At 57.5% G+C, this 23,054-nt stretch carries 21 protein-coding genes, 1 tRNA gene and 1 pseudogene; 11 read left to right on the top strand and 12 right to left on the bottom strand.

Translation table 11 applies throughout. The features are described 5' to 3' along the window. The first annotated feature begins 1 nt into the window (after position 1). Positions 2-2,575, top strand: a complete 2,574-nt coding sequence (gene cphA / locus ACLIKD_RS03545; protein WP_226472655.1) for a cyanophycin synthetase — start codon at positions 2-4, stop codon at positions 2,573-2,575. A gap of 87 nt (positions 2,576-2,662) precedes the next feature. Here the strand turns inward: cphA and ACLIKD_RS03540 are convergent, their stop codons facing one another. The 8 genes from ACLIKD_RS03540 to ACLIKD_RS03505 form a co-directional block, all read right to left on the bottom strand. Further along, the gene (locus tag ACLIKD_RS03540) at positions 2,663-3,139 is read right to left on the bottom strand and encodes an AsnC family transcriptional regulator (RefSeq protein ID WP_428827188.1); all 477 of its coding nucleotides are present in this window, start codon (positions 3,137-3,139) and stop codon (positions 2,663-2,665) included. Then, positions 3,136-3,594, bottom strand: coding sequence for an AsnC family transcriptional regulator (locus ACLIKD_RS03535; protein WP_226418888.1), 459 nt, complete (start codon positions 3,592-3,594; stop codon positions 3,136-3,138). The genes ACLIKD_RS03540 and ACLIKD_RS03535 overlap by 4 nt, the downstream gene beginning before the upstream one ends. Beyond that, positions 3,587-4,555 (bottom strand): AsnC family transcriptional regulator, encoded by a 969-nt coding sequence (locus tag ACLIKD_RS03530; RefSeq protein WP_226418887.1) that lies wholly within the window; start codon positions 4,553-4,555, stop codon positions 3,587-3,589. Before ACLIKD_RS03530 ends, ACLIKD_RS03535 begins: the two co-directional genes overlap by 8 nt. Continuing rightward, positions 4,555-5,718: a cytochrome D1 domain-containing protein gene (locus ACLIKD_RS03525; protein WP_428827187.1), complete on the bottom strand. Its 1,164-nt coding sequence runs from the start codon at positions 5,716-5,718 to the stop codon at positions 4,555-4,557. The genes ACLIKD_RS03530 and ACLIKD_RS03525 overlap by 1 nt, the downstream gene beginning before the upstream one ends. A gap of 7 nt (positions 5,719-5,725) precedes the next feature. Further along, positions 5,726-5,914 (bottom strand): c-type cytochrome, encoded by a 189-nt coding sequence (locus tag ACLIKD_RS03520; RefSeq protein ID WP_428827186.1) that lies wholly within the window; start codon positions 5,912-5,914, stop codon positions 5,726-5,728. 115 nt (positions 5,915-6,029) lie between these two features. Further along, positions 6,030-6,332 carry a plastocyanin/azurin family copper-binding protein gene (locus tag ACLIKD_RS03515; protein WP_428827185.1) on the bottom strand — a complete coding sequence of 101 codons (303 nt, stop codon included), beginning with the start codon at positions 6,330-6,332 and terminating at the stop codon, positions 6,030-6,032. Positions 6,333-6,386: 54 nt separating this feature from the next. Further along, positions 6,387-7,223: an ethylbenzene dehydrogenase-related protein gene (locus ACLIKD_RS03510; RefSeq protein WP_226418884.1), complete on the bottom strand. Its 837-nt coding sequence runs from the start codon at positions 7,221-7,223 to the stop codon at positions 6,387-6,389. A 126-nt stretch (positions 7,224-7,349) separates the two neighbouring features. After that, positions 7,350-9,032, bottom strand: a complete 1,683-nt coding sequence (locus tag ACLIKD_RS03505) for a cytochrome D1 domain-containing protein (protein WP_226472651.1) — start codon at positions 9,030-9,032, stop codon at positions 7,350-7,352. Between the two features lie 255 nt (positions 9,033-9,287). On the opposite strand from ACLIKD_RS03505, the gene cobA reads away from it, so the two are divergent. The 5 genes from cobA (at position 9,288) to ACLIKD_RS03480 (ending at position 13,161) form a co-directional block, all read left to right on the top strand. Next, a complete protein-coding gene (gene cobA / locus ACLIKD_RS03500) occupies positions 9,288-10,052 on the top strand; it encodes a uroporphyrinogen-III C-methyltransferase (protein ID WP_428827184.1) in 765 nt (254 codons plus the stop codon). After that, on the top strand, positions 10,049-10,447 hold the full coding sequence (locus ACLIKD_RS03495; RefSeq protein ID WP_226418881.1) for a Rap1a/Tai family immunity protein: 399 nt from the start codon (positions 10,049-10,051) through the stop codon (positions 10,445-10,447). The genes cobA and ACLIKD_RS03495 overlap by 4 nt, the downstream gene beginning before the upstream one ends. A 25-nt stretch (positions 10,448-10,472) precedes the next feature. Further along, positions 10,473-10,557, top strand: a tRNA-Leu gene (locus ACLIKD_RS03490). 165 nt (positions 10,558-10,722) lie between these two features. Next, a complete protein-coding gene (locus tag ACLIKD_RS03485; protein WP_428827183.1) occupies positions 10,723-11,940 on the top strand; it encodes a tyrosine-type recombinase/integrase in 1,218 nt (405 codons plus the stop codon). A gap of 24 nt (positions 11,941-11,964) precedes the next feature. Beyond that, positions 11,965-13,161, top strand: coding sequence for a hypothetical protein (locus tag ACLIKD_RS03480; RefSeq protein ID WP_428827182.1), 1,197 nt, complete (start codon positions 11,965-11,967; stop codon positions 13,159-13,161). On the opposite strand, the gene ACLIKD_RS03475 is transcribed toward ACLIKD_RS03480, so the two are convergent. Continuing rightward, the gene (locus ACLIKD_RS03475; protein WP_428827181.1) at positions 13,158-14,312 is read right to left on the bottom strand and encodes a YagK/YfjJ domain-containing protein; all 1,155 of its coding nucleotides are present in this window, start codon (positions 14,310-14,312) and stop codon (positions 13,158-13,160) included. The two genes, ACLIKD_RS03480 and ACLIKD_RS03475, sit on opposite strands and share 4 nt — an antisense overlap. 2 nt (positions 14,313-14,314) lie before the next feature. Next, positions 14,315-14,545, bottom strand: a complete 231-nt coding sequence (locus tag ACLIKD_RS03470; RefSeq protein ID WP_428827180.1) for a helix-turn-helix transcriptional regulator — start codon at positions 14,543-14,545, stop codon at positions 14,315-14,317. A gap of 498 nt (positions 14,546-15,043) precedes the next feature. Between ACLIKD_RS03470 and ACLIKD_RS03465 the strand changes: the two are divergent. The 5 genes and pseudogenes from ACLIKD_RS03465 to ACLIKD_RS03445 form a co-directional block, all read left to right on the top strand. Beyond that, positions 15,044-15,418 (top strand): annotated as a pseudogene (locus ACLIKD_RS03465) (integrase core domain-containing protein); the annotation flags it as partial. Positions 15,419-15,973: 555 nt separating this feature from the next. After that, a complete protein-coding gene (locus ACLIKD_RS03460; protein ID WP_428827179.1) occupies positions 15,974-16,354 on the top strand; it encodes a hypothetical protein in 381 nt (126 codons plus the stop codon). A 33-nt stretch (positions 16,355-16,387) separates the two neighbouring features. Further along, entirely contained in the window at positions 16,388-17,344 is a 957-nt protein-coding gene (locus ACLIKD_RS03455; RefSeq protein WP_428827178.1) for a DUF932 domain-containing protein, read from the top strand. 90 nt (positions 17,345-17,434) lie between these two features. After that, positions 17,435-18,442: a YqaJ viral recombinase family protein gene (locus ACLIKD_RS03450; RefSeq protein ID WP_428827177.1), complete on the top strand. Its 1,008-nt coding sequence runs from the start codon at positions 17,435-17,437 to the stop codon at positions 18,440-18,442. Between the two features lie 67 nt (positions 18,443-18,509). Continuing rightward, positions 18,510-19,418, top strand: coding sequence for a hydrolase or metal-binding protein (locus ACLIKD_RS03445; protein WP_428827176.1), 909 nt, complete (start codon positions 18,510-18,512; stop codon positions 19,416-19,418). A 230-nt stretch (positions 19,419-19,648) separates the two neighbouring features. Here ACLIKD_RS03445 and ACLIKD_RS03440 read toward each other — a convergent pair whose 3' ends face one another. Together ACLIKD_RS03440 and ACLIKD_RS03435 are read right to left on the bottom strand one after the other, a co-directional pair. Next, the gene (locus ACLIKD_RS03440) at positions 19,649-21,859 is read right to left on the bottom strand and encodes a hypothetical protein (RefSeq protein ID WP_428827175.1); all 2,211 of its coding nucleotides are present in this window, start codon (positions 21,857-21,859) and stop codon (positions 19,649-19,651) included. Between the two features lie 8 nt (positions 21,860-21,867). Beyond that, a complete protein-coding gene (locus tag ACLIKD_RS03435) occupies positions 21,868-22,359 on the bottom strand; it encodes a hypothetical protein (protein ID WP_428827174.1) in 492 nt (163 codons plus the stop codon). Between the last annotated feature and the right edge of the window lie 695 nt (positions 22,360-23,054).

Raw genomic sequence — 23,054 nt, 5'->3', positions numbered from 1 at the left:
CATGGACGTTACCCGTATTCGTGCCCTGCGCGGCCCCAACCTGTGGAGCCGGCACACGGCGATTCAAGCCATCGTCACCTGCCAGGATGCCGAATGTGCCATCGCCAATTTGCCAGGCTTTGAAGCCCGCCTGCGCGAGCGTTTCCCGGAACTCGGCGACCTGATCCCGGCCGACCATCTCGACACCGTCTCGATGGCCCATGCGCTGGAATTCGCTGCCCTCGGCCTGCAGGCCCAGGCCGGCTGCCCGGTCACCTTCAGCCGGACGGCCCAGACGGTCGACAGCGGCGTTCTCCAGGTCGTCGTCGAATATACCGAAGAGGATGTCGGCCGACTGGCCTTCGAGCGCGCCGAGCAACTCTGCCTCGCCGCCCTCAACGACACGCCGTTCGACCTCGACGCCACCCTGAAGGAGCTGCGCGATCTCGACGAAGACATTCGCCTCGGCCCATCGACCGGCGCCATCGTCTCGGCCGCCGTGGCACGCGGCATTCCCTATCGTCGCCTGACGCAGGGCAGCCTCGTCCAGTTCGGCTGGGGCAGCAAGCAGAAGCGCATCCAAGCGGCGGAAACCTGTTTCACCAGCGCCATTGCCGAATCGATCGCGCAGGACAAGGAACTGACCAAGAAACTGCTGCACGCCGCCGGCGTCGCCGTACCGCTCGGCCGGCCGGTCGAGAATGAGGACGACGCCTGGGCCGCCGCCCAGGAAATCGGCCTGCCGATCGTCGTCAAGCCGCGCGACGGCAACCAGGGCAAGGGCATTTCGGTCAATCTGACGAGCGAGGAACAAGTCCGCCGCGCCTACCGCGTCGCCATCGAGTTCCGCGACGACATCCTGGTCGAAAAATACCTGCCGGGCCACGACTATCGCCTGCTGGTCATCGGCGACAAACTGATCGCCGCCGCCCGGCGCGACCCGCCGCTGGTCATCGGCGACGGCGTGCACACCGTCCGCGAGCTGGTCGATATCGTCAATCGCGACCCCCGCCGTTCCGACGGCCACGCCACCTCGCTGACCAAGATCCGTTTCGACGAAATCGCCCTCGCCCGCCTCGCCGAGCAGGGTTTGGAGGCGAGCACCGTGCCGCCGCGCGGGACGCGCGTCATCCTGCGCAACAACGCCAATCTGTCGACCGGCGGCACCGCCACCGACGTCACCGACGACGTTCACCCGGAACTCGCCGCCTGCGCCGTCACCGCCGCCCAGACTGTCGGTCTCGACATCTGCGGTATCGACGTCGTCTGCGACACGATGTTGAAGCCGCTCGAAGACCAGGGCGGCGGCATCGTCGAAGTCAATGCCGCGCCCGGCCTGCGCATGCACCTCGACCCGTCGTTCGGCAAGGGCCGCGCCGTCGGCGAGGCCATCGTCGGGATGATTTTCCCCGATGGCGACAATGCCCGCATCCCGGTTGTCGCGATTGCCGGCACCAACGGCAAGACCACGACCAGCCGCCTGATCGGCCGCATTTTCGAAAGCAACGGCCTGCGGGTCGGCATGACCAGCACCGACGGGGTTTATATCGAAGGCAAGCGCACCGACGACGGCGACTGCAGCGGCCCGCGCAGTGCCCGCAACGTGCTGCTCCACCCCGACGTCGATGCGGCCGTCTTCGAGACGGCACGCGGCGGTGTGCTGCGCGAAGGCCTTGGCTTCGACATGTGCGACGTGGCGGTGATCACCAATATCGGGATCGGCGACCACCTCGGCCTCAACTTTATCACCACGGTCGACGAACTGGCCGTCGTCAAGCGCGTCATCGTCGAGAATGTCGCCCCGAAAGGCACGGCCGTCCTCAATGCCAGCGATCCAGTAGTGGTCGCCATGGCCCAGCACTGCCAGGGAGACGTCATCTTCTTTTCCCAGGATCGGGCCAACCCGGTGCTGGCGACGCACCGCGCCCAGGGCAAGCGCGTCGTCTATGTCGAACGCGACGCGATCATCTGTGGCGAAGGACGCAAGAAACACAGCATCCCGCTCGCCAATATCCCGCTGACCCGCAATGGCACGATCGGCTTCCAGGTCGAGAATGCGATGGCCGCCACCGCCACCGGCTGGGCCCTCGGCTACGACTGGGAAGTCATCGAGCGCGCCCTGGCCGGTTTCGTCAGCGACGCGCAAACCGCCCCCGGCCGCTTCAACGTGTTCGACTACAAGGGCGCCACGCTGATCGCCGACTACGGCCACAACCCGGATGCCATCCAGGCGCTGGTCGGCGCCATCGAGAACATGCCGGCCAAGCGCCGCTCGGTGGTGATCAGCGGCGCCGGCGACCGGCGCGACGATGACATCCGCCAGCAGACCGAAATCCTCGGCGATGCCTTCGATGACGTGATCCTCTATCAGGACGCCTGCCAGCGCGGCCGCCAGGATGGCGAAGTCATCGCCCTGCTCCGCCAGGGCCTGGCCCATGCCAGCCGGACCAAGCAGATCGATGCGATCACCGGCGAGTTCATCGCCATCGACAGTGCCCTGGACCGTCTGCAGCCCGGCGACCTCTGCCTGATCCTGATCGATCAGGTCGAAGAAGCCCTGGCCCATATCGCCAAGCGGATCGCCGACGCCGGTTAAGGCGGACTACCCCCGGTCATGCAAAGAGCCCGGTTCAGCCGGGCTCTTTGCTTTTCGGCATGGCGGAACGGCCAGTGCTTGCTGCCGTTACGTCGCGAGGCGCAGGCCGGACTTCTTGAGGATTTTTGTCGAATAGAGAATATCGCTGCTCCGACACGCCTCGCCAAGCAGACGACCAATTTCGGCCGCCTTTTCGGCGCATTCGTCGCGCGAACTGCCATGCACCATGGCGAACAGGTTGTAGGGCCAGGCCGGCAAAGCGCGCGGACGACGATAGCAGTGGGTGACGAAAGACAAGGCACCGACGGCCGCCCCGAGTTCGTCGATCCGCTCGTCGGCGACATCCCACACCGTCATGCCGTTGGCTGTCCAGCCGATGGCGTAATGATTGGGCACGGCGCCGATGCGGCGAATGACGCCGGAATCGAGCAGCCCCTGCAGGCGGCGCAGCACCGTCTCGGCCGGCAAGCCGAGTTGCTCGCCGAGCGCCTGATACGGTCGCGGAACCAGCGGCAGCCCGCCCTGGGTGGCAACGATCAGTGCCCGGTCGAGGTCGTCGATCATGCGCGCACCGCCAGCTTCATTTCGACAAAATATTCGCGTTCTTTCGGAAAGGCATGCACGCTCAGGCCGGTATCGCGCTCGATGCGCGCCACGGCGTCGGCGATGCCGGCCGGCGTTTCGGTGGCGAGGACGAACCACATGTTCAAGGTGTGCTCGCGGCGATAGTTGTGGGCAACCTGCGGCAGCGCATTGACCAGCGCCGTCACTTCGTCGTAGCGCGCTTCCGGCACGGCCAGGGCGGCCAGCACGAAAGCACCGCCCATCCGCTCGATGTGCACCATCGGCCCGAAGCGGGTCAGTATCTTGTCGGCCAGCAGGCGTTCCAGGCGTTGCAGCAATTCCTCTTCGCCTATCCCCAGCCGGCCGGCCACTTCGGCATAGGGCCGGTCGCAGAGCGGAAACCCGCCCTGTAATTTATCGATGATCTGGCGGTCCACCGCATCCAGCTCACGCATAGCGCGCCCCGTTCTGCTTGAAGCGGGTCAGCGAGAACAGCACGTCGTGCGCGCAATCGGCGAGGCCATGGCGCTGGCGCAGTTCGGCTATGGTGCCTTCGACCTCGCTGCGTTCGCGGCCGTGGATCATGCAGAACAGGTTGTACGGCCATTCCGGCAGGTGGTTCGGCCGGCGATAACACAGCGTCACCGCCGGTTCCTCGGCGAGCGCCCGGCCGATTTCGCTGACCCGGTCATCGGCGATGGCGTGCACCAGCATGGCGTTGGCCGTGTAGCCGAGCTCGTGATGGCGGACGACCACGCCGAAACGCTTGATCGCCCCCTCCTCCTGCCAGCGCCGGATGTGGCCGAGAACATCTTCCTCAGAACTGCCAACGCGCTCGGCGATCAGCGCAAAGGGCCGGCTAAACAGCGGCAAGCCTTCCTGCAGCACCGAAACCAGGCGGCGTTCTGCTTCGCCGAGCGGCGCGGCCGGCGGCACGGCCTGGACGGCGGCCGGGCGTTTCTCGGCATTGCCGGACAGCGAAAAGCCGAGATCGATGTGGAATTCTTCAAGCAACGGCAAGGCCAGCAAGGGATAACCGCTGGCCTGTTCAATCGCCCCCAGCGCCGCCTGCAAACGCCCTTCGCTGGCGGCCGTGACGACGAACCACAGGTTGTAGCGATGTTCGCGCTCGTAGTTGTGATTGACCTCCGGAAAGCGGTTGACCGCGGCGGCCACGGCGGCGAGGCGCGCCGGCGGCACAGCCATCGCGGCCAGCGTCGAAGCGCCGATCCGCTTCGGCGCGAAAACGGCACCGACGCGGGAAATCTTGCCCGCCCGGCGCAACGCTTCGAGGCGGCTCAATATCTGCCGTTCGGCAATCCCCAGGCGCTCGGCGAGCTCGGCAAAAGGCGCCGGACAGAGCGGGAAGTCGCGCTGGAAGTCGTTGAGCAGGCGAAAGTCGAAGGAGTCTTCCATCAGAAGCCAATGCGCGCGGCGCGCGTCGTGAAGAAAATACCGGAAGGGTTGTCCACGGCGATCTCGCCCAGTTTGGCGAAATTCTCGGTGTTGTAGATCAGTACCTTGTTGTCGTCACGCGCCGATAACCAGACGTTTTCGCCACGCGGCGCGAACTCCATGTGCAGGATGCCCTTGCCCGGCTCGAAGGCGTGCGTGACCTGGCCGGCCAGCGTGTCGATCACATCGATCTTGCCATTGTCCGGGAAAGCGAAATTGACCCAGACCTGCCGGCCGTCCGGGCGCGCCATGACAAACACCGGCTGACCGCGCACCGGAATGCGGCCGACTTCCTTCCAGGTCGCGACATCGACGATCAGCACCTCATGGCGACCGATCGCCGGCAGATAAGCCTTGCCCTGCGCCACCGACCAACCGCGCAGGTGCGGCATCTTGAAGACCGGCAGCTTTTCCTCGCCGCGACCGTATTTTTCGAGGATCTTGCGGGCGCCCTTGTCCGGTTGCCAGAGGTCGAGCATCGCGACACCATCCTCGCCGAACAGGCCGGTCAGGAAATAGCGGCCATCCGGCGTCACCAGGCCGTCGTAGGGCTGATTGCCGGCCGGGAAGCGCTGCGTCGTCGGCTGACGCGGATTGGCAAAATCGCTGACCCAGATTTCGCCGCCTTCGAACAAGGCGTAGGCGAACTTGTTGCCCGCCGTATCGGCCAGGCCGACCACCTTGGAGAATTTGCCCGGCGCGTACTCGGCCGGCACTTCGGAGAGCAATTCCAGCGTCTCGGCATCGAAGGCCTTGATGCCGCCCGGCGTGTAGTTCTGGGCGACGACGATGCGCCCATCCTGCGAAATCGAGCCGCCGATGGCGTTGCCGGACTGGATGACGCGCTTGACCAGCTTCGCTTCCAGCAAGTCGATCTTGCTCAGCCCACCATCGCGGCCGAAGACATAGGCGTAGCGGCCATCGCGCGAATAGACGGCGGAGGCGTGCGAAAGATCGCCGAGACCGTCGATCCGGGCGTACGGCTGACGCAACGTGGTATTGACCAGGGTGACACGCCCGGCGGCCCGTTCGATGATCAGGCCGAGATCGCCGGTACCGCGCAACTGGGGCGCCGCGCAGGCATTCAGCAACAGGGCCAGCAGAAAACATAGGAACAGACGCATCACACCCTCACTCGGGAAAAGCCGTCATCAATTTTTGCACTATCCAGTCCGCCTCGTTTTCCGACATGAACTGCTTCCATGGCGGCATCGGCGTTCCGGGGCGTCCGTAATAAATCGTTGCGGCCAGCCCCTCGGCCGGCTTTTCGGCCAGGTTATCCGGCAGCAAAGGCGGGCCGAGCCCGCCTTTCAGCGTCATGCCATGACATGACCCACAATCCTGGCGGACCAGATGGATCAACTCCTTCTGCCGGGCCGCATCGGGCTCGCCCGCCCACGCTGCGGCGGACGCTAGCCACAGGGCAACAACCAGCCTACTCGCCGACACGGATCACCCCTGTCATTTCCGGGTGCGGGCCGCAATGGTATTCGTAGCGACCGGCCCGCTCGAAGCGGTACGACCAGCTTTCATCGGGAAACATCCGTTCCGACTCCGGCACGCCGCCAATCGGCAGGATCACCGAATGACTGGTGCGTTTTTCGTGATTACTCCAGCGAACCGTGTCGCCGACATGAATGCTGACTTCGGGCGGGTTGAAACGGTAATTTTCGATCCGCACATCGACCACTTCCTGAGCATTCGCGCCAGCGGCAAGGAGCGCTGACAGCGCCAGCACTCCTGGTTGCCTCGACCATCCGGCGCGCATCATTACTCCGCTGCGCTCATCGCCTTATTGCTTGACCGCCTTGACGTCGCCATCAACGCCAAGACCCAGCGTGTGACCGAAGGAAACATGATGGAAACGGCCGCCGGCATTGTCGGCATGAATCGCCACGCCAAACGGCACGGCCTTGCCGGCTGCCAGATGGACGCCGCCGGCCAGCTTGCGGGTGAAGGTCACCGTGTAGGTATCGCCGGCCTTGCCGCCTTCGGCCGTCACGCCAGCCTTGCCACCTTCCATGTTGCGCTTGTCGGTAACCGTACCGTCGAACGCCTTGCCACTGCTCCGCCACTGCATCAGGTCCATCGCCCCCGGCGTCGCGTACTTGGTCTTGGTATCGGCCGCCCCCGGCATGGTCCGGGCGTCCTTGTGACAGGCCGCCCAGCAGCCGACCTGATCGCCCATCGCCACCTTGTCGTTGGGGAACATGACGCTGGCCTTGACCTCGTTGTCCTTGTCGGAATGGTCGAAGCCACCGCCCGGCGCCTTGAACGTCAGACGCACGTAAAGGTTGGTCGCATCGTAGGCGGCCTGCACGCCGACCGGGTAGGTCATCGTCTTCGGCGCGCCTTTCGGTTCCATTTCCTTGCTGGCCAGACGCTTCAGATCGAGGCTCAACTTGCCGTCTTCAACGTGACAGCCGGCACAGCTCTCGCCTTTCTTCAGGCCGCTGGCGCCGCTGTGGTCGCCCTTGCCGGTCACCCACTCGATCGGGGCGGCGCCCGGATGGAAGACGTGCAGCTCTTTCTTCGGTACCTTGCTCCAGTCAGGGGTGGCCAGGGCAGCCTGAGAGCCGAGAGCCAGGAAAGCGCCCATGACAGCCAGCGAAACGAAATTCTTTTTCATCGTGGTATCTCCACTTAAAACGATCGGCGGCGACGAAACCAGTCGTCATCCTGTTGTCTGCGTTCCATATGCTACGGGGGCTTTCGCCCCCGTAGCTTTGTGACAAGTCAAATAATCGGCAGGCGATTAATAGATGTCGTGCTGCGTGTTATAGACGTTGAACTTGCCGGTCGGGGTGATCATCTTCGGATCGGTAATCACCTTCTTCACCGTCAGCGTCGCATCATCATAGACGACGATGGCCGACTGGTCGGTCTTGCCGCCCCACAGGGAGATCCAGACTTCCTTGCCGTCGGCGCTGTATTCCGGATGCACGGCGCGCTTCACCGCCTTGGTCGGCGGCAGCCCGGAATCCTTGGCCACGTTGATGACCTTGGTCGGTTTGGAAAGATCGGCCATGTCCCAGACCGAGACGGATTCAGCCAGATCCTTGTCGGAATTCTGTGCCGAGTCGGCCCACAGGTGCTTGGACTTCGGATGCGTCTTGACGAACAGGTTGCCCGGCACGTGCTTGATTTCCTGGACGACCTTCCAGTTGTACTCCTTGAACTTGGCGTTCTTCTTGTCGTCCGACGGCGTCGAGATCAGCGTCAGGACATCGGCGCCGAGGTGACCCGTCGCCCAGACCGGACCGAACTTCGGATGCGTGAAGTTGGCGCCGCGACCCGGGTGCGGGATCTTGGCGACATCGACTAGCGCCGCCAGCTTGCCGGTCTTGGTATCGACCGCGGCAATCTTGTTGGAGGCGTTGGCCGCCACCAGGAAGTAGCGCTTGGAAGCATCCCAGCCGCCGTCATGCAGGAACTTGGCGGAAGCGATGGTCGTCGTCTTCAGGTTTTCGATGTCGGAGTAATCGACCAGCAGGATCTGCCCGGTTTCCTTGATGTTCACCACCCATTCCGGCTTGATGAAGGAAGCGACGATCGAGGCGACGCGCGGTTCCGGATGGTATTCGCCATCGACCGTCATGCCACGGGTGGAAACGACCTTGCGCGGCTTCAGCGTATCGCCGTCCATGATCACGTACTGGGGCGGCCAGTAGGAACCGGCGATGGCGTACTTGTCTTCGAAGCCCTTGAACTTGGAGGTATCGACCGAGCGGGCATCGAAACCGATCTTCACTTCAGCCACGACGGCCGGCTTTTCCATCCACAGGTCGATCAGGCTCAGACGGCCATCACGGCCGATCACATAGACATAGCGGCCAGAAGCGGAAAGGCGGGAGATATGCACCGCGTAACCGGTCTTGACGATGCTGCGGATTTCCTTGGTGTCGCCGTCGATCAGCGCCACTTCACCGGTATCGCGCAGGGTGACCGAGAACATGTTCTTCAGGTTGTAGTTGTTCATCTGCTTGGTCGGACGATCCTTGACCGGCACGATGACTTTCCAGGAATCCAGCGTTTCCTTGAAGCTGTATTCCGGCGGCACATCCGGCGTGTTCTGGATGTACTTGGCCATCAGCGACAACTCTTCCTTGGTCAGGATGTCGTCGAAGTTCACCATACCGCCATCGGTTCCGTAACCAATGATCTTTTCCAGACGTTGCTGACCGAGCTTCAGCGTACCGCCCTCGGTGACGTTGCCGTCCTTGTCCTTCTTCGACCAGTGCGGCTCAAGATTCTTGCCGGTGGCGCCCTTGCGCAGCACGCCATGGCAGCCGGCACAACGCTCGAAATAAATCTTCTTGGCCTGCTCCTTTTCAGCAGCCGTCATCTCCGGACCCTTGGCGGCCTCCTGAGCAAACGCAGAACCCATGGCTGCAGCCATGGCGGTCATCATCAGCATCCCCACTACGGTTTTATTCATCTTCCCTCTCCTGGATAGAAACAAAACACCTTTAACCCTCAACGGGATGGGCGCTAGGTTGAACCTCCGCCCGACTCGCATCCTTGATGCCCATCAATCTTTTTTTGATGCTTTATTATTTGAATTCAGGAGCTTGTAATCACAAATAACTATGTGATTAGTTCTTTGGTTGTAGATCGCACGATTCCCTTACCAAAGCTATTGGCACACGCCTGATCCAGCATTAGCATGGCCGCCCAAAGGCAGGGAGAAACCATGAACAAAGCGAACAAACTGGAAGGTGGCAAGGTCTGGCTGGTCGGTGCCGGACCGGGCGACCCGGACCTGCTCACCGTCAAGGCCGCCCGCCTGATCGCCCAGGCCGATGCGCTGGTATACGATCATCTGGTCGGCGAAGGCATCATCCAGCTCGCCCGCCCCGACGCCCGGCAAATCTACGCCGGCAAGGAAGCCTCGAAACACACGCTGCCCCAGGATTCGATCAACCAGCTGCTGGTCGACCTCGCCCGCGAAGGGCTGTCGGTCGTTCGCCTGAAGGGCGGCGATCCATTCATTTTCGGCCGCGGCGGCGAAGAACTGGAAACCCTTGCCGCCTCCGGCATTCCCTTCGAAGTCGTCCCCGGCGTCACGGCGGCGGCCGGTTGCGCCGCCTATTCGGGCTTTCCGCTGACCCATCGCGACCATGCCCAGGCCCTGACCTTCGTCACCGGCCACCTGAAGGACGGCACGGTCAACCTCGACTGGCCATCGCTGGCCCGCCCCAATCAAACCGTGGTGTTCTACATGGGCATCGGCGCCGCCGAAGAAATCTGCCGCCAGATGATCAAGCACGGCCTGCCGTCGATGACCCCGGCCGCCGTGGTGCGCAACGGCACGCTGGCCAGCCAGCAGACATTGCTCGCCACACTGGGTACACTGCCGAATCGCGTCGTCGAATCCGGCATCAAGCCGCCCGCGCTGATCATCGTCGGCAGCGTGGTCGGCCTGCACAAACAACTCAACTGGTTTGAAAAAACATGAAAATCCTCTGGCTGATCGCCGCCCTGTTTGCCACCCAGGCACATGCCTACAGCAGCGACGAAATGCGCGGCGACTGCCAGGCAGCCGAAGAGTTCTACCAACAGAAAAAAAACAGCGACCCCTTCCAGTCGATCCGTAGCGCCCGCTGCATCGCCTACGTCGCCGGATTCGCCGATGGCTATGCGGTCAGCGACTACCTGGCCGACAAGGTCGGCGTCAAACTCAACGCCTTCTGCCTGCCGAACGATAGCGATCTGTCCTTCCGCCTGGTCCGCGCCGTCCTCGCCCACCTCGACCGCCAGCCACCCAATTCGACAACCAGCACGGCGATGCTGGTCGCCAACGCGCTGGCCAAATCCTTCCCCTGTGCGGATTCGCTTGAACCAAAGAAGTGATTCATGGATAATTCGGCCTCCATTCGCCCCGATGGCGGAATCGGTAGACGCAGCGGATTCAAAATCCGCCGCCGAAAGGTGTGCCAGTTCGAGTCTGGCTCGGGGCACCATAGACAGTTCCAAAGCAGTTCAAAGAAGGCCAGAAAACCTATCAAAAACAAGGGTTCTGGCCTTTTTTTCGTCTATAGCAGTCTAAAGCAGTCTATTGCAATCCGGGGGTACAGAGGGGTATAAACGGGGGTACAAGGCGACACCCCCAGAGGAGATACCCCCAAATGGCACTCAGCGACACCGCCGTACGCAGCGCGAAGCCCGCCGATAAGGCCTACAAGCTTTCGGATGAAAAGGGGCTTTTTCTGCTTGTTCACCCCAATGGATCGAAATACTGGCGACAAAAGTTCCGCTTTGACGGCAAGGAAAAAATCCTCGCCCTGGGGGTCTATCCTGATACCAGCCTGAAGGAGGCTCGCGAGCGCAGGGACGAAGCGCGCAAGCAACTGGCCAACGGCATTGATCCAAGCCAGCATCGCAAAGTTACCAAGGCGATCCGGGAAACCATCGTCGCCAACAGCTTCGAGGTCATCTGCCGCGAGTGGCTTGAGTACAAGCGCAGCAACATCGAAGAAGCGCAATACAAGAAGGCTCTCGCCCGTCTCGAGAAGGACGTTATGCCCTGGCTGGGCAATCGCCCCATCTCGGAGATTTCCGCGCCCGAAATCCTATCGGTACTGCGACGAATTGATGCACGCGGTGCGCGCTACACCGCCCACAAGGCCAAGAGTGAAATCAGCCAGTGCTTCCGGTACGCCATCGCTACCGGACGCGCTGAGCGCGACCCCTGCCCCGATCTCAAAGGCGCCATCCCTGCCGCGAAAACAGAAAATCTACCCTCCATCACCAACCCCAAGGATGTTGGCGAGCTGCTGAGAGCAATCGACGGATTCAAGGGCACCTTTGTTGTTAAGTGTGCCCTTGAAATCGCACCGAGGGTGTTCGTTCGTCCTGGCGAACTACGCAAAGCCACATGGAGCGGATTCGATCTGGACAAAGGGGAGTGGCGGTACTTCATAACCAAAACGAAGACGGAACACCTTGTCCCTCTGGCAAGCCAGGTCGTGGCAACACTCCGGGAACTACACGCTTTAACCGGCCGAGGCGATTACGTCTTCCCAGGCCGCGATCCCAAGCGACCGATGAGCGATGCCGCAATCAATGCTGCATTGCGACGCATGGGCTACGACACCAAAACGGAGATCACCGGGCATGGCTTCCGAGCGATGGCGCGCACGATCCTTCATGAGGAATTGCACCAGAAGCCTGAGGTCATCGAACACCAGTTGGCGCACTCTGTTGCGGATAGTCTGGGGACGGCCTACAACCGAACCAAGTTCCTCAAGGAGCGAAAGGCAATGATGCAGTTGTGGGCTGACTATCTGGACAAGCTCAAGGTTGGGGCCGAAATTATTCCGCTACAAGACGTCAATGCAGCATGACGTAATGCCCCAGGCGAATCAACCATGAGCCAAGACCAGCCAAATACCTTCGACAAGGACCTCGACCTATACACCTTGGATGAGGCCTGCGTGAAAAGTCGTACCAGCATCGCATCGATCATAAAAACTGCTGCCGACGGTCGCATATCGCTATACACAACCATTCCCATAGGCTGGGAAGTATTCAGCATTGACATAATCGATCTCCCTGCGTGCGAATACAAGGAAAATACCTTTATTAACCTAATTACACATCCTGGCTTTAACAGAGGAAAGCGTTGGTCACTAGAACATGCAGATCCTTCAATAGAGTTACTAAAACTAAGCACCCTTGACTGCACAACAATCAAGACCAGAAACCAATATCACCAATGCGTTTTCTCTTCAGGCTTAAAGACCTCCCACAACCACCCCCCATTAACAGTCACACCAAAAACAAAGAATGACATCGATATAAGACGTATCAGCATCAACTTCTTCGGGGAATCAAACCGATGCTTTGTGGTTTGCAAAAAGCCCAATCTTCGGGATGGAACCATTAACTCAAACATCAACCTATTACCTTACGGGGAACTAGAAATAACTCAAAGTATGCTAAGAGTAGCGCACAATGATCTAGAAAAACTAAGCCTACCCACCAATTCTAAATTACAAAATACGACAGAAGAAAACAATCAAGAATACTGCACTACCGTCAAACAAAATAGCAAAAAATACCCGAAGAATATTAGCCACCGGCTATACACACCAGGCAGGGCTCGCACAAAGCTGCTCGAAACACTCTATCGCGCCGCAAAACACTCATGGGAAATACGCATAGCCACAGGAAAATATCCAAAGCAGGAGAATATAAAACATCTCATCATGAGAACTTGCCCACAATGCGCAGAAAGTCTTGCACAAAAGATGGCTACTATAATTTCTCCTTGCGCCGAAGACATTGAAAGCGAAAGCGATTTTTTCCTGACAAATCAGTTTTGGGCGCTAATCGATACCTACGAAAAATTCTACCTCAATGCCGAACGAGGACGAATTAACAAGAAAGAAATCCTGAGGCACTTACAGCATCACCCTCACCTGTTATCTGTGACAACACCTGCAAGTCAAATAATTGATCCAAACTTCAAAGCCAACGTGAGCCCCCCACACAACGAGACTCCGCCAGCACATCCAAACAGAGCTCCCATGAAGCCACTACGCGATAAGCCTATAGTAGATTAACCCCCCTTCTTCCTCGGACGCCCCGGCTTCGCGCCCACCCATGAGGGCTTAAGCCCCTTTCTAATCGTCTTGAACTTCGGCTCACCGTGCGGCCTGCAGTACTGTTCCTTCTTGCAAAAATAGCGGACGATATTTTTCAAGTTATTGATACGCAGGGTATCAATTGCATGAACAGTTCCAATCCCTAGGCACCCAACCTTTGCGTATTTCGATTTATCGCGGTTAACGTTGTGGGCTCGCCCCCTTCCTTTGGTAATGGTGGTATTCCAGTAATTCGTCAACTGCTCCCCAATATAAACGTCGGTGTGGTTGGCTCGTTTTGACCCATCGAAAAACATCAATGTATGAAAATGATAGCCAGTGCAGACCCCGTATTCAATCTTTACGACATAGCCTCGCAAGTCAGAAAATATTTTGTTGTTTCGGTTATTTTTGAAAAGCCTCCCTAAATCATTTATCGCCTCAGCAAGAGTTGGCTTAAATTCTTCTCGATACTCGAGGTCAACACGAACCACGACAAGGCGAGAATAGGCCTTAAACAAACCATCGATATACGACAAAAATTCTCGAGTATTGTTTTTAATCTCCTGAACTAAATCGCTATTTTTTCGGCGCACCAATGGATTATCCAGAGCATTCTTTAAGTACCAATAAAACCTATTCAGCCTGTCGATCTTTGACTTATGGAAACGTTTGTCTCGTACCCGGTTACCATCTATAACATCGAGATATTCAGAAACAAAAAATTTACGGCAACTTTCGGCAAATACCTCCAATGCGGGGCTAAATTTACACTCCTTCGGCAGCTTGCTAGTGAGCTCAACGAACTTAGGTAACCAACAACGAAAGCTTTCCCTGAAACGCAACTCATGTGGTTTCGGCGGCACGAATCCTTCGCTGCTAATCGGGTCAACAAAAATAAGATCGCCATACGGCTGCTTATGCAACTCGTCCAGCATTTTCTCGAGGGTTGCTATGGCGACCGACATATCCGCCGACCGACTAATGTCAATTACCCCCCCAGTCTCCCGCACCGCCAAATCCCAGTACGCATCTTTCGCAATCTCATAGTTAACGTCGGTCACTCGAGCATGATCAGATTTCTTGCCTGAAACATAACTCGCGACATTGCGGCTGCTTTTCTCGGGCATCTTCACGCCCTCCTTGCTGAATCACGCTCAGCAATCCGCTTACGCAGGAACTCGTGCACTTCGCATTGAATCCAACCGACACTCGTCCGACCAAGTCGTACAGGTCGGGGAAAATGCGGGTTGAAATTTTTTGAACCCGAATTCATCCATGAATAAACTGTCGCCTTCGATACCTGGAGCTTGGCGCACAACTCCCCCAAGCGCAGAATCCTCAAGTCACTTTGATCGCTCATGGTTATCTCCTTCATGTCACCATGGTGTCCAATTTATCGGGAGTAACTCGATCAAGGGTGTCGTAAATTCGACAGAAAAATAATCATTGACATATTGATTATTTCGTGAATCAAATTCCCAGGAATCTATTCCGGCTGGCCATTAGGAACCTGCCCTAATTCACCATCTGGAATCAGACAACCGGCTCACCAGCCCTGGCGATCAGACCGACTACACGAACATCGCAGCCAAAACCGACCTGCGGCCTACGATCGAAATCGGGCGGCTACGCACCACTTACTGGCCGCTCGTTCTCTGAAGACGGCCAATGGCCGCTTTGAACATCAGCGAGGGATGACACCCGACCCAATCCGGACGTTCTCTTTTCAGAGGCGGCAAGGTCAGCTTACTGGTCGCAGCAGACTTTCAAGACGTTTTCTGATTGCGAGCTCCTCATCCGTAGCAGTCCGTCATAGATAAGGCGAATACTGGCCGGCCTACACAGAAATCCGGACACCATCCTTGATCAGTTGGCCAAGACGCGAGGCCTGCCCAAGGCGATTCGGACGGATAACGGCAAGGAGTTCTGTAGTCGAGCCATGCTGACCTGGGCGCATGCCCGTGGCGTCCAACTCTTTCTCATTGAGCCGGACAAACCGAATCAGAACGCCTATATCGAATCGTTCAATGGGTGTTTCCGAGATGAATGCCTGAATGAGCACTGGTTCACCAGCCTACGCCATGCGCAGGTCGTCATCGAAGGCTGGCGCCGCAAGTACAACGAGGAACGACCGAAAAAGGCCCTGGGCGGTTTGACGCCTGCGGCTTATGCCAAATCACTCACCCAGAAATCGGGCACATTACCCCCGGACTCTAAAGCCCTCTGCTACTGAAAACGGGGGGACGTCGGCGGCAGGCGGCAGGCGGCAGGCAAAGCTTGTACATAGATACCACAAATGTACAGACTTATAACAAATCAACAAACAATCAGTTACTTAGCAAACCAAAAACAGACCGGGTCGCCTCACACAAACCGAACAAGTTCGTACGTCCCCCGAAGAGATTCCCCCTCGTCCCTGACGGTCCCTCTATTCACAATGCCCCGCTCACAGCGCTGAAAATCGCCTGAGCTGACTTCGGGTTTTTTATGTTATTAAAGCAGTAGGGATAGATCGGTAACCTAGACAAGAAACACACTGAAGGTTCACGAGAGCGCTTCCTGTCGTCAGCACGATGATCCTCACTGATCGCGTGAGCTGCATCTAAACGTTTTCGGTCACGTACATCTTCAATGCAGCCACAGGCAATCCCGCTCAAAACTGCATGACTACCTACATACCCCTCTAAACCGCACTCAGCGAAAACGAACCAGGCCCATCCCGTCGATCACGGGGTGGGCCTTTTGTTTGTGCTGCTGCAGCTGACCAGTTCACACAAGGAGATTCAACATGACCATCAAATGCCCGAACTGCAATTCCCGCAACATCGAAACTCTCGACTACGGCAAGATGACCGGCAGTGCAGTTGGCTTCGTCGGTGGCGCTACCAGTGGTGCCGTTGGTGCAATGAATGGCGCTCGCCTGGGCGCGACTGTCGGGGTGGTCGGCGGTCCCGTCGGCGTTGGTATTGGCGGTATTGCTGGTGCCATCCTCGGTGCCCTGCTCGGCGGTACGGCAGGCGGTGTCGCTGGCGCCAAACTCGGCCAAGCCATCGACGAGACCTACCTCGAGAACAACCACTGCCTGAACTGCGGCCACACCTTTGGTAACGAAGCGCTCATCGAAGCTGAAGCGGAAGAGGTTCCTGCTGTCGTCAGGCGCAACTGCTAAGCACCATCCCCATATTCCTCGAAAGGAAGCACCATGGCCCACGAAGTTCAAACCATGGCCTACGTCGACGCCACACCATGGCACGGCCTGGGAAATCAACTCACCCCCAAGCAACCCCTCGAAGTCTGGCGAAAAGAAGCCGGGATGGATTGGCAGATCAAGGAGACGGAAGTGCTGTATTCCGTCTCCGGTGGCGTCGGTCTTCACCTTCAATCGCACCCGGACAGTAAGGTACTTTTCCGCTCGGACACGCTGGCACCACTTTCGGTGGTCTCAAATCGCTACAAGGTAGTGCAGCCCGCCGATGTCCTGGAGTTCTACCGCGATCTGGTATCTGCCGGTGGTTTCGAGCTGGAGACGGCTGGCGTCCTGAAGGGAGGCAAGAAGCTCTGGGCGCTCGCCAAAACTGGTCAGGAAACGCTGCTGCGCGGCAATGATCGCGTGAAGGCCTACCTGCTGCTCGCGACCAGTTGCGATGGCACCTTGTGCACAACGGCTCAGTTCACCTCGGTTCGTGTCGTCTGCAACAACACGCTGCACATGGCCGTTGGCGATACGCGTGGTGCCGTGAAGGTGCCGCACTCGACGCAGTTTGATCCGCAAGCGGTCAAGCAGGCACTGGGGCTGGGACTCTCGCACTGGGAATCCTTCGTCAGCAACATGCGGCAACTGGCCGAACGTAAGATCAACAAGTTTGAGGCCATGAATTACCTCGTCAGCGTTCTGGGCGACGAGCAGCTTCCTCTGAATGAGCAACCGAACACCAAGGCCATCCAGAACGTGCTCGCCTTGTTCAGCGGAAGCGGCCAGGGTAGCAACATGCCCTCCGCTGCAGGAACTGCCTGGGGGTTGCTGAACGGCATCACCGAGTATGTCGATCAGCATCGCCGTGCTCGAAGTGCTGACTACCGCCTGGACTCTGCCTGGTTTGGTCCCGGCGCTGCACTCAAGGAACGCGCATTCCATGAAGCCCTGAAGCTCGCCGCTTAATCTCCCCGCCGTCCCCTGCCAGCATCGTTGCTGGTGTTGATCGCCCTAGTTCGTTGCTGAACTGGGGCGATTTCTTTTACAGGAGCAAACATGACACCCTCCGCCCTACAACTTCCCCCGCAACAACGCCATCGGCCGGCACTACGCCTGGTCAAGACCAACGACCTGAGCCGTGACGAATGGCTGGTGGTCCGCAAGAACGGCATTGGCAGTTCTGATGCTGCCGCAGCGGTTGGCCTCAACCCCTACAAGTCGCAACTCGAACTCTGGATGGAAAAGACCGGCCGGGATGGTGGCTTACCCAAAGCCGATCCGCATGACGAAGAAAGCCCGATGTACTGGGGCAACATCCTGGAACCGATTGTGGCAGCGCATTACGCCAGACGCACAGGCAACCGGGTCCGCAAGATCAATGCAGTTCTGCAGCACCCCGACCCCGACAAGGCATGGATGTTGGCCAATATCGACCGGGAGATCATCGGCACACCGGATGTCCATATCCTGGAGTGCAAGACAGCCGGGATCAACGGTGCTCGCCTCTGGAACGAAGGCGTACCGGAATACGTTCAACTCCAGGTTCATCATCAACTCGCAGTCACCGGCAAGGCCGCAGCAGATGTTGCGGTACTGATTGGTGGTCAGCACCTGGAAATCCATCGTCTCGACCGGGACGAGACGATGATCGCGCGCTTGATCGAGCTAGAACGGCAGTTCTGGCGCTATGTTGAGCGTGATGTTCCGCCGCCGGCTGATGGTTCGGAATCCGCCGATTTGGCACTGCGTTACCTCTACCCCCAAGACAGCGGTGCTGTGCTCGATTTCAAGGCTGAGCGCAATCTGTCGGCCTGCTTTGCTGATCTGATTTCTGTCCGGCAGACCATCGCCGAGCATCAAAAGCTGGAAGCCCAACTCAAGCAGACGATCCAGCAAGCCATGGGCGAAGCCAGCCGCGCTGACTTCGAGACGGGCAGTGCCACCTGGAAACGCGCCAAGGACAGTAGCGCCGTGGATCTCCCACGCCTGCTTGCGGACCACCCGGAGCTCCAAACCCAGTACGCCATCGCCAAGCCGGGCAGCCGGCGCTTCTTGATTACCTGAGATCACAGGCCACCGCGAGCATGACGCTCGCGGTGGCCTCTGTCTCACTCAAACGAAGGGAATAATCATGCTCAAAGGTCTCGCAATCACACCACCGGTACTTGGCCGGATTTCCATCGGTAAAGTCGTCGAACGAAACGGCAAGCGCCTGCCGGAGAAGGACGATCAATTCACGATCACGTCTCAGGTCCAAGGAAAAGATGGCTGGCTCCCCCATCCTCTGGACGAAGGTTTTCGCCAGCAGCAAGGCGGCAAGATCCGCAGCATCCCCGTTCGCCTGATGTTCAACGACCCCGACCTCAACTTTCGGGCGGAATACACCTGGTTCGACCGCACTACCGGTCGGCCACGCTGTATGGGTAATGGCGAGCAGTGCCGGCGTCACACGGAGGACGGCATCAAAACCCTGCCCTGTCCGTCACCTGACGGCTGCCCATTGGCTCAAGGGGGTGCCTGCAAGCCCTACGGACGGTTGAACATCACCATTGGCGAGGATGATCCGCTCGGCAGCTTCATCTTCCGGACTACGGGATTCAACAGCATCCGGACGCTGGCCGCCCGACTGCATTACTTCCAGGCAATCTCGGGCAACCGGCTGTCTTGTCTTCCGCTGGAACTGCGCCTGCGGGGTAAATCAACTCGGCAGAGTCTGGGCACGCCGATCTACTACGTCGATCTGACCGTTCGAAGCGGCGTAGCGATTGAGGAGGCCTTGGCAGAAGCCCGTGACACCGAGGCACGTCGTCTGTCTGCAGGATTTGATCAGCAGGCGCTTGAACAAGCTGCCCGGGACGCTCTGTCCAATGGGGCGTTCGAGGACAGCGAGGACGAAGGTGCGGAGGTGGTTGAGGAGTTTTTTACGCAGGAGCCGCCTGAGCAGCGTGAGGTGGCAAACACGGAGCGAACCGTGTTGGGGAGCCGTCCGTTGCTCGACAAGCTAGGGGCAAAAATGGAGCAACGCGAGCAGGCGCATTGATCGGGGTTTATTACCTGACCAACCGGAGCATGCGGAAGATGCAAATCTCTACCGCATGCTCTATTTTTTCTTCAGACAACAGCATGTCTGTCTCTAAATCGGCCTTTGCCGCCGGTCAGTATTGGTCATTTGGATGACTGTTATTGTCTAGGTTGCCGACGTCACCAGCCATGCTAATGGCAAAAATTTTGCGTCTGTTTACTCAACGCGGGAAAAACCATCCTTCTACCCTATATGGCTGCTGCTAGATCCGTGAAGAATTTAACAACCTCATTGTCCGAAGGCTTCTCCGACAAAAGTCGCTGAGAGTGTTTGATGTGATAGAAGGGGGATGAGCCTCCTGATGCGGCACGCTTTTCTTCAATCCGCAAGAATCCGTTTTCATGAAGGACGCTGCTGAGTAAAGGCCAACAGGCATCGTTGAGGATTCTTTCAGCATACACATCATCATCGCCCTGTCGAAGCCAATACTGGTGCATCCGGCATACTCTGCCGAGCAACGCGTAAATGCGATGCGTCTTTACCTTGTCAGGGACAACAGGGTTTGTCGTTGGCTTCGTAGAGCGCCCTCGTACGTCAAGCCATTGAGCAATCTTGTCTACGTCCGTGACTTGAGATCCACTTTCGGAAATCAGAACCTTTGGCACAGGAATGCTGGATGGGAATCTTGAGGCATCATTCGCAATGAGGCTGGTGATGCTCGAGTCCTTGAAGACCAGCGAACTCAAGTCTGCCTGCCTGCAGTCAAGTTGGTGGATAATTACCTCGTTAATCGTAGCTGGTCCGGCCGTTCCACGAATCACCGCGTCGTCGACCTGAAAGCCAGCAAAATAGGCCTCGTCTTCTGGACGAACATTCTGTAAAGAAGCCAGAAGTAGGGCGCCAAGATTTCTGGCACCCCTATCAAGGTGTGGGTAGGTTTGGGCGAGATTTTGCGCGTGACTGAGAAATCCGCTGATCGGAGACGAAAGTAATGTTGAGTACTCCGATACAACGTCGACGAATGTTGAAAGGAACTCAGCCCCTAAGATATTCCGCCTGATAAATTTTGGTGTGTCTCTGCGCGAAATTGCCTCGATGGCGACTTTGGCCAAGTAGTAATTCTGTATATGCGTGTGAACGAATGCCTTGTAGCCGGGACGCTCATCGTTCACTAGCAAAGCGATCACGGCAGCTCTGTTCTTAATTAAGCCGACGATGTCCGGTGGATATCCATCTCCAAGAGCAGCTTCGGCAATCCAGGACAGCGTGGTGCCATCAAGTGCTTCTGTCTGCATGTCAGCCATCTCACGAGCTGTCTCCAACATGAAATTGGTGACGAATGCCTCCATATGAAGCGTCGGAATGACAGCTTGGACTGCTTTGCCAAATAACTTGGCTTCGCGGCTGACAATGTTCTTTAGCAAGAAGGACGTCAAAAAGCGCTCATGCTCGCCTTTTATCTCCTTTGGTTTGATCTGTTCTGCAAGCAGCTTTAGAAAGACAGGACGCAGCGCAAACGAATCATCTTCCAGTAGCACAGAGACAGAAGGAATGAGGAAGTTCGCCTCGGTCCAGTTGTGTGTGCACAGCCATTTCTTAGCCTGTAGAGGGGATGGCAAAAGGAGTGTAAGTCCATGCACAATGTCAACGCCTTCCCGTAATGAGTTGACATCTCTTAGTAGACGCGCGCGGCTGATGAAGGTGTCTCGCCCGGCAAGAATCAAGGTCCCCTTGCCCCGTACGGTAGCGATGAGCTCACTCAATTGAGCCCAAGCCGTGTCGTAGCCATTGGGGTCGCCAAGCTCGTCAAACCCGTCAATAGCTGCAACGATTAATCCATGCCTTACCAAGACTGGGATTTGGTCATACGTGACAGTAGAACGAATCGTCTGAAGGCTGAATGCCATCAGGTCTTCTAGGTTTGACAGCACCCGGCCGCGACTTTTTATATGAAGTACTAGCGGGGTTGGAATTGCTTGGTACGATACGGCCCTCTCGAAAGCAAGCTGACTGATGAGATTCGTCTTTCCAATGCCAGCAGGGCCATCAATGAGTAATATTTCTGTTGCCTCAAAAGGTCGCTCGCCGGCACCTAGCAGCTTGCTAACATCATTGATGCTTTTGATGCAATTATCCGAGTGCGTCTTAGCATTGATGGGGATCATGTGGCGGGACTCAGCCTCTTTCGCCAGTAGCTCTCGTTGGATTTCGGCCCAGCGGCGCAGATTAGCGAACAACTCAGACGCAAGAAGAGTCGCAATCGAAGTGTGTTTCTTCGTGCTGCCCTTCCCATGGGTAGACTGAACACCGCCGGAAACAGAATCAATAACTAGCTTGAGCTCACGCCCGTCGCGGGTGAAGCTGACAGTAAACTTGCCCTTTTGCTCGGATACTCTGGGGGCATTTTCACCAATGTCTGCAAAGGGGGAAAAATCGGCAAGTAGTTGTTCGCGATTCATTTTGTCCTCTAGCTTGCGTCTAGGCCATCAAGTAGCAATAGGTTATTGCCCCGCTTTCGTTTGCTGAGAAGCAAAGCTCTGGCTTGCGCTGAATTAATTATGGATTCTGCCGTAAACAATGGCGGAATAAGGTCGTCATCTTCGGTGACCAAGAGAATCCACTCGTTCGGGTCTTGGTATGCACAAACTACTAGGTCCGCAGCAAGTGCGGTGTCAACCATTTTCTCTTCACATCCATGAGAGCCTCTTTCTCGAAGGGTGTTTGGTAGATGGATACCCTGCTTCAGATGCAAGCGCTGAGGAAGGGCAGAAAGAAGGTTGTCGCCATATCCAACATCGCCCGAGTAAGCAACACTAGGTTTGTCTGAAGCCGTTGAAAAATCGGTCTCTGCAATAACTTTGCGAATTGCCTTCAGATTTGTCGTCGGTTCATATCCCTTTCTCCATCCATGATATAGGCGCAAATGGACTTGAAAATTCTCGCTTTCGTCGACTTTCACCAAGCACTGCGCTATTCGTCGCGTAACTTGTCGGAACGCAGTGCGTGCTGCTTCAACAGGCTCTTTCTCGTAGTTAATCCCGGTGAGCAATAGTTGGGAGTTCCAGTCCACGAAGCATGTCACGCGAACGAACGCTCGACGAAGGGAGCTAGGCACTTTTGCGCCGTTGGAAGGGAATGTCATAACCATAACATCGACCAGTTTACAGGTTGTCACGTCAAACGGGCGACTTTCGATTGCCAAATCGGCTGATCGGCGAACAACTTGTGTGAAGCTTAGAAGGTCAGGGAGTTCTCTAGGCGGGTAACGAAGAAGCCCGTTTAATGATTAGCGCTGGCTACTGATCCGAGGTACGGTCACTGGCTGACACCAGTCATTCAACTCAGGCTGCACCAGTGGCTGCTTTGGCCGACCAACTGCCTGTTGCCGCTGGCATGAGGCCGGATCTCGGCCAGAGCGGACGGTGAAGCTGCATTTCATGAACGACCGCTGAACAGCCGCAGCGGAAATTCGAGCTACTTCCCTACACCACTCCGTTTGCCATTATCCCCAGTGGGTCAGCTATTCGGCATAGTAACCAATCGTCTGATCCAGATTACGCAAACCTCGAGATGCTGCGTTTAGCGTCCCGACAATATCTATTGGCCCTGAACGCCGATCAATAGCAAATATCCTGCTCACGATATTGTCTTGCA

The organism is Azonexus sp. IMCC34842, assembly GCF_050368855.1.
GTDB lineage: Bacteria > Pseudomonadota > Gammaproteobacteria > Burkholderiales > Rhodocyclaceae > Azonexus > Azonexus denitrificans_A.
The sequence above is the reverse complement of the archived record's forward strand: the minus strand, read 5'-3'. Positions and strand labels throughout refer to the sequence as shown.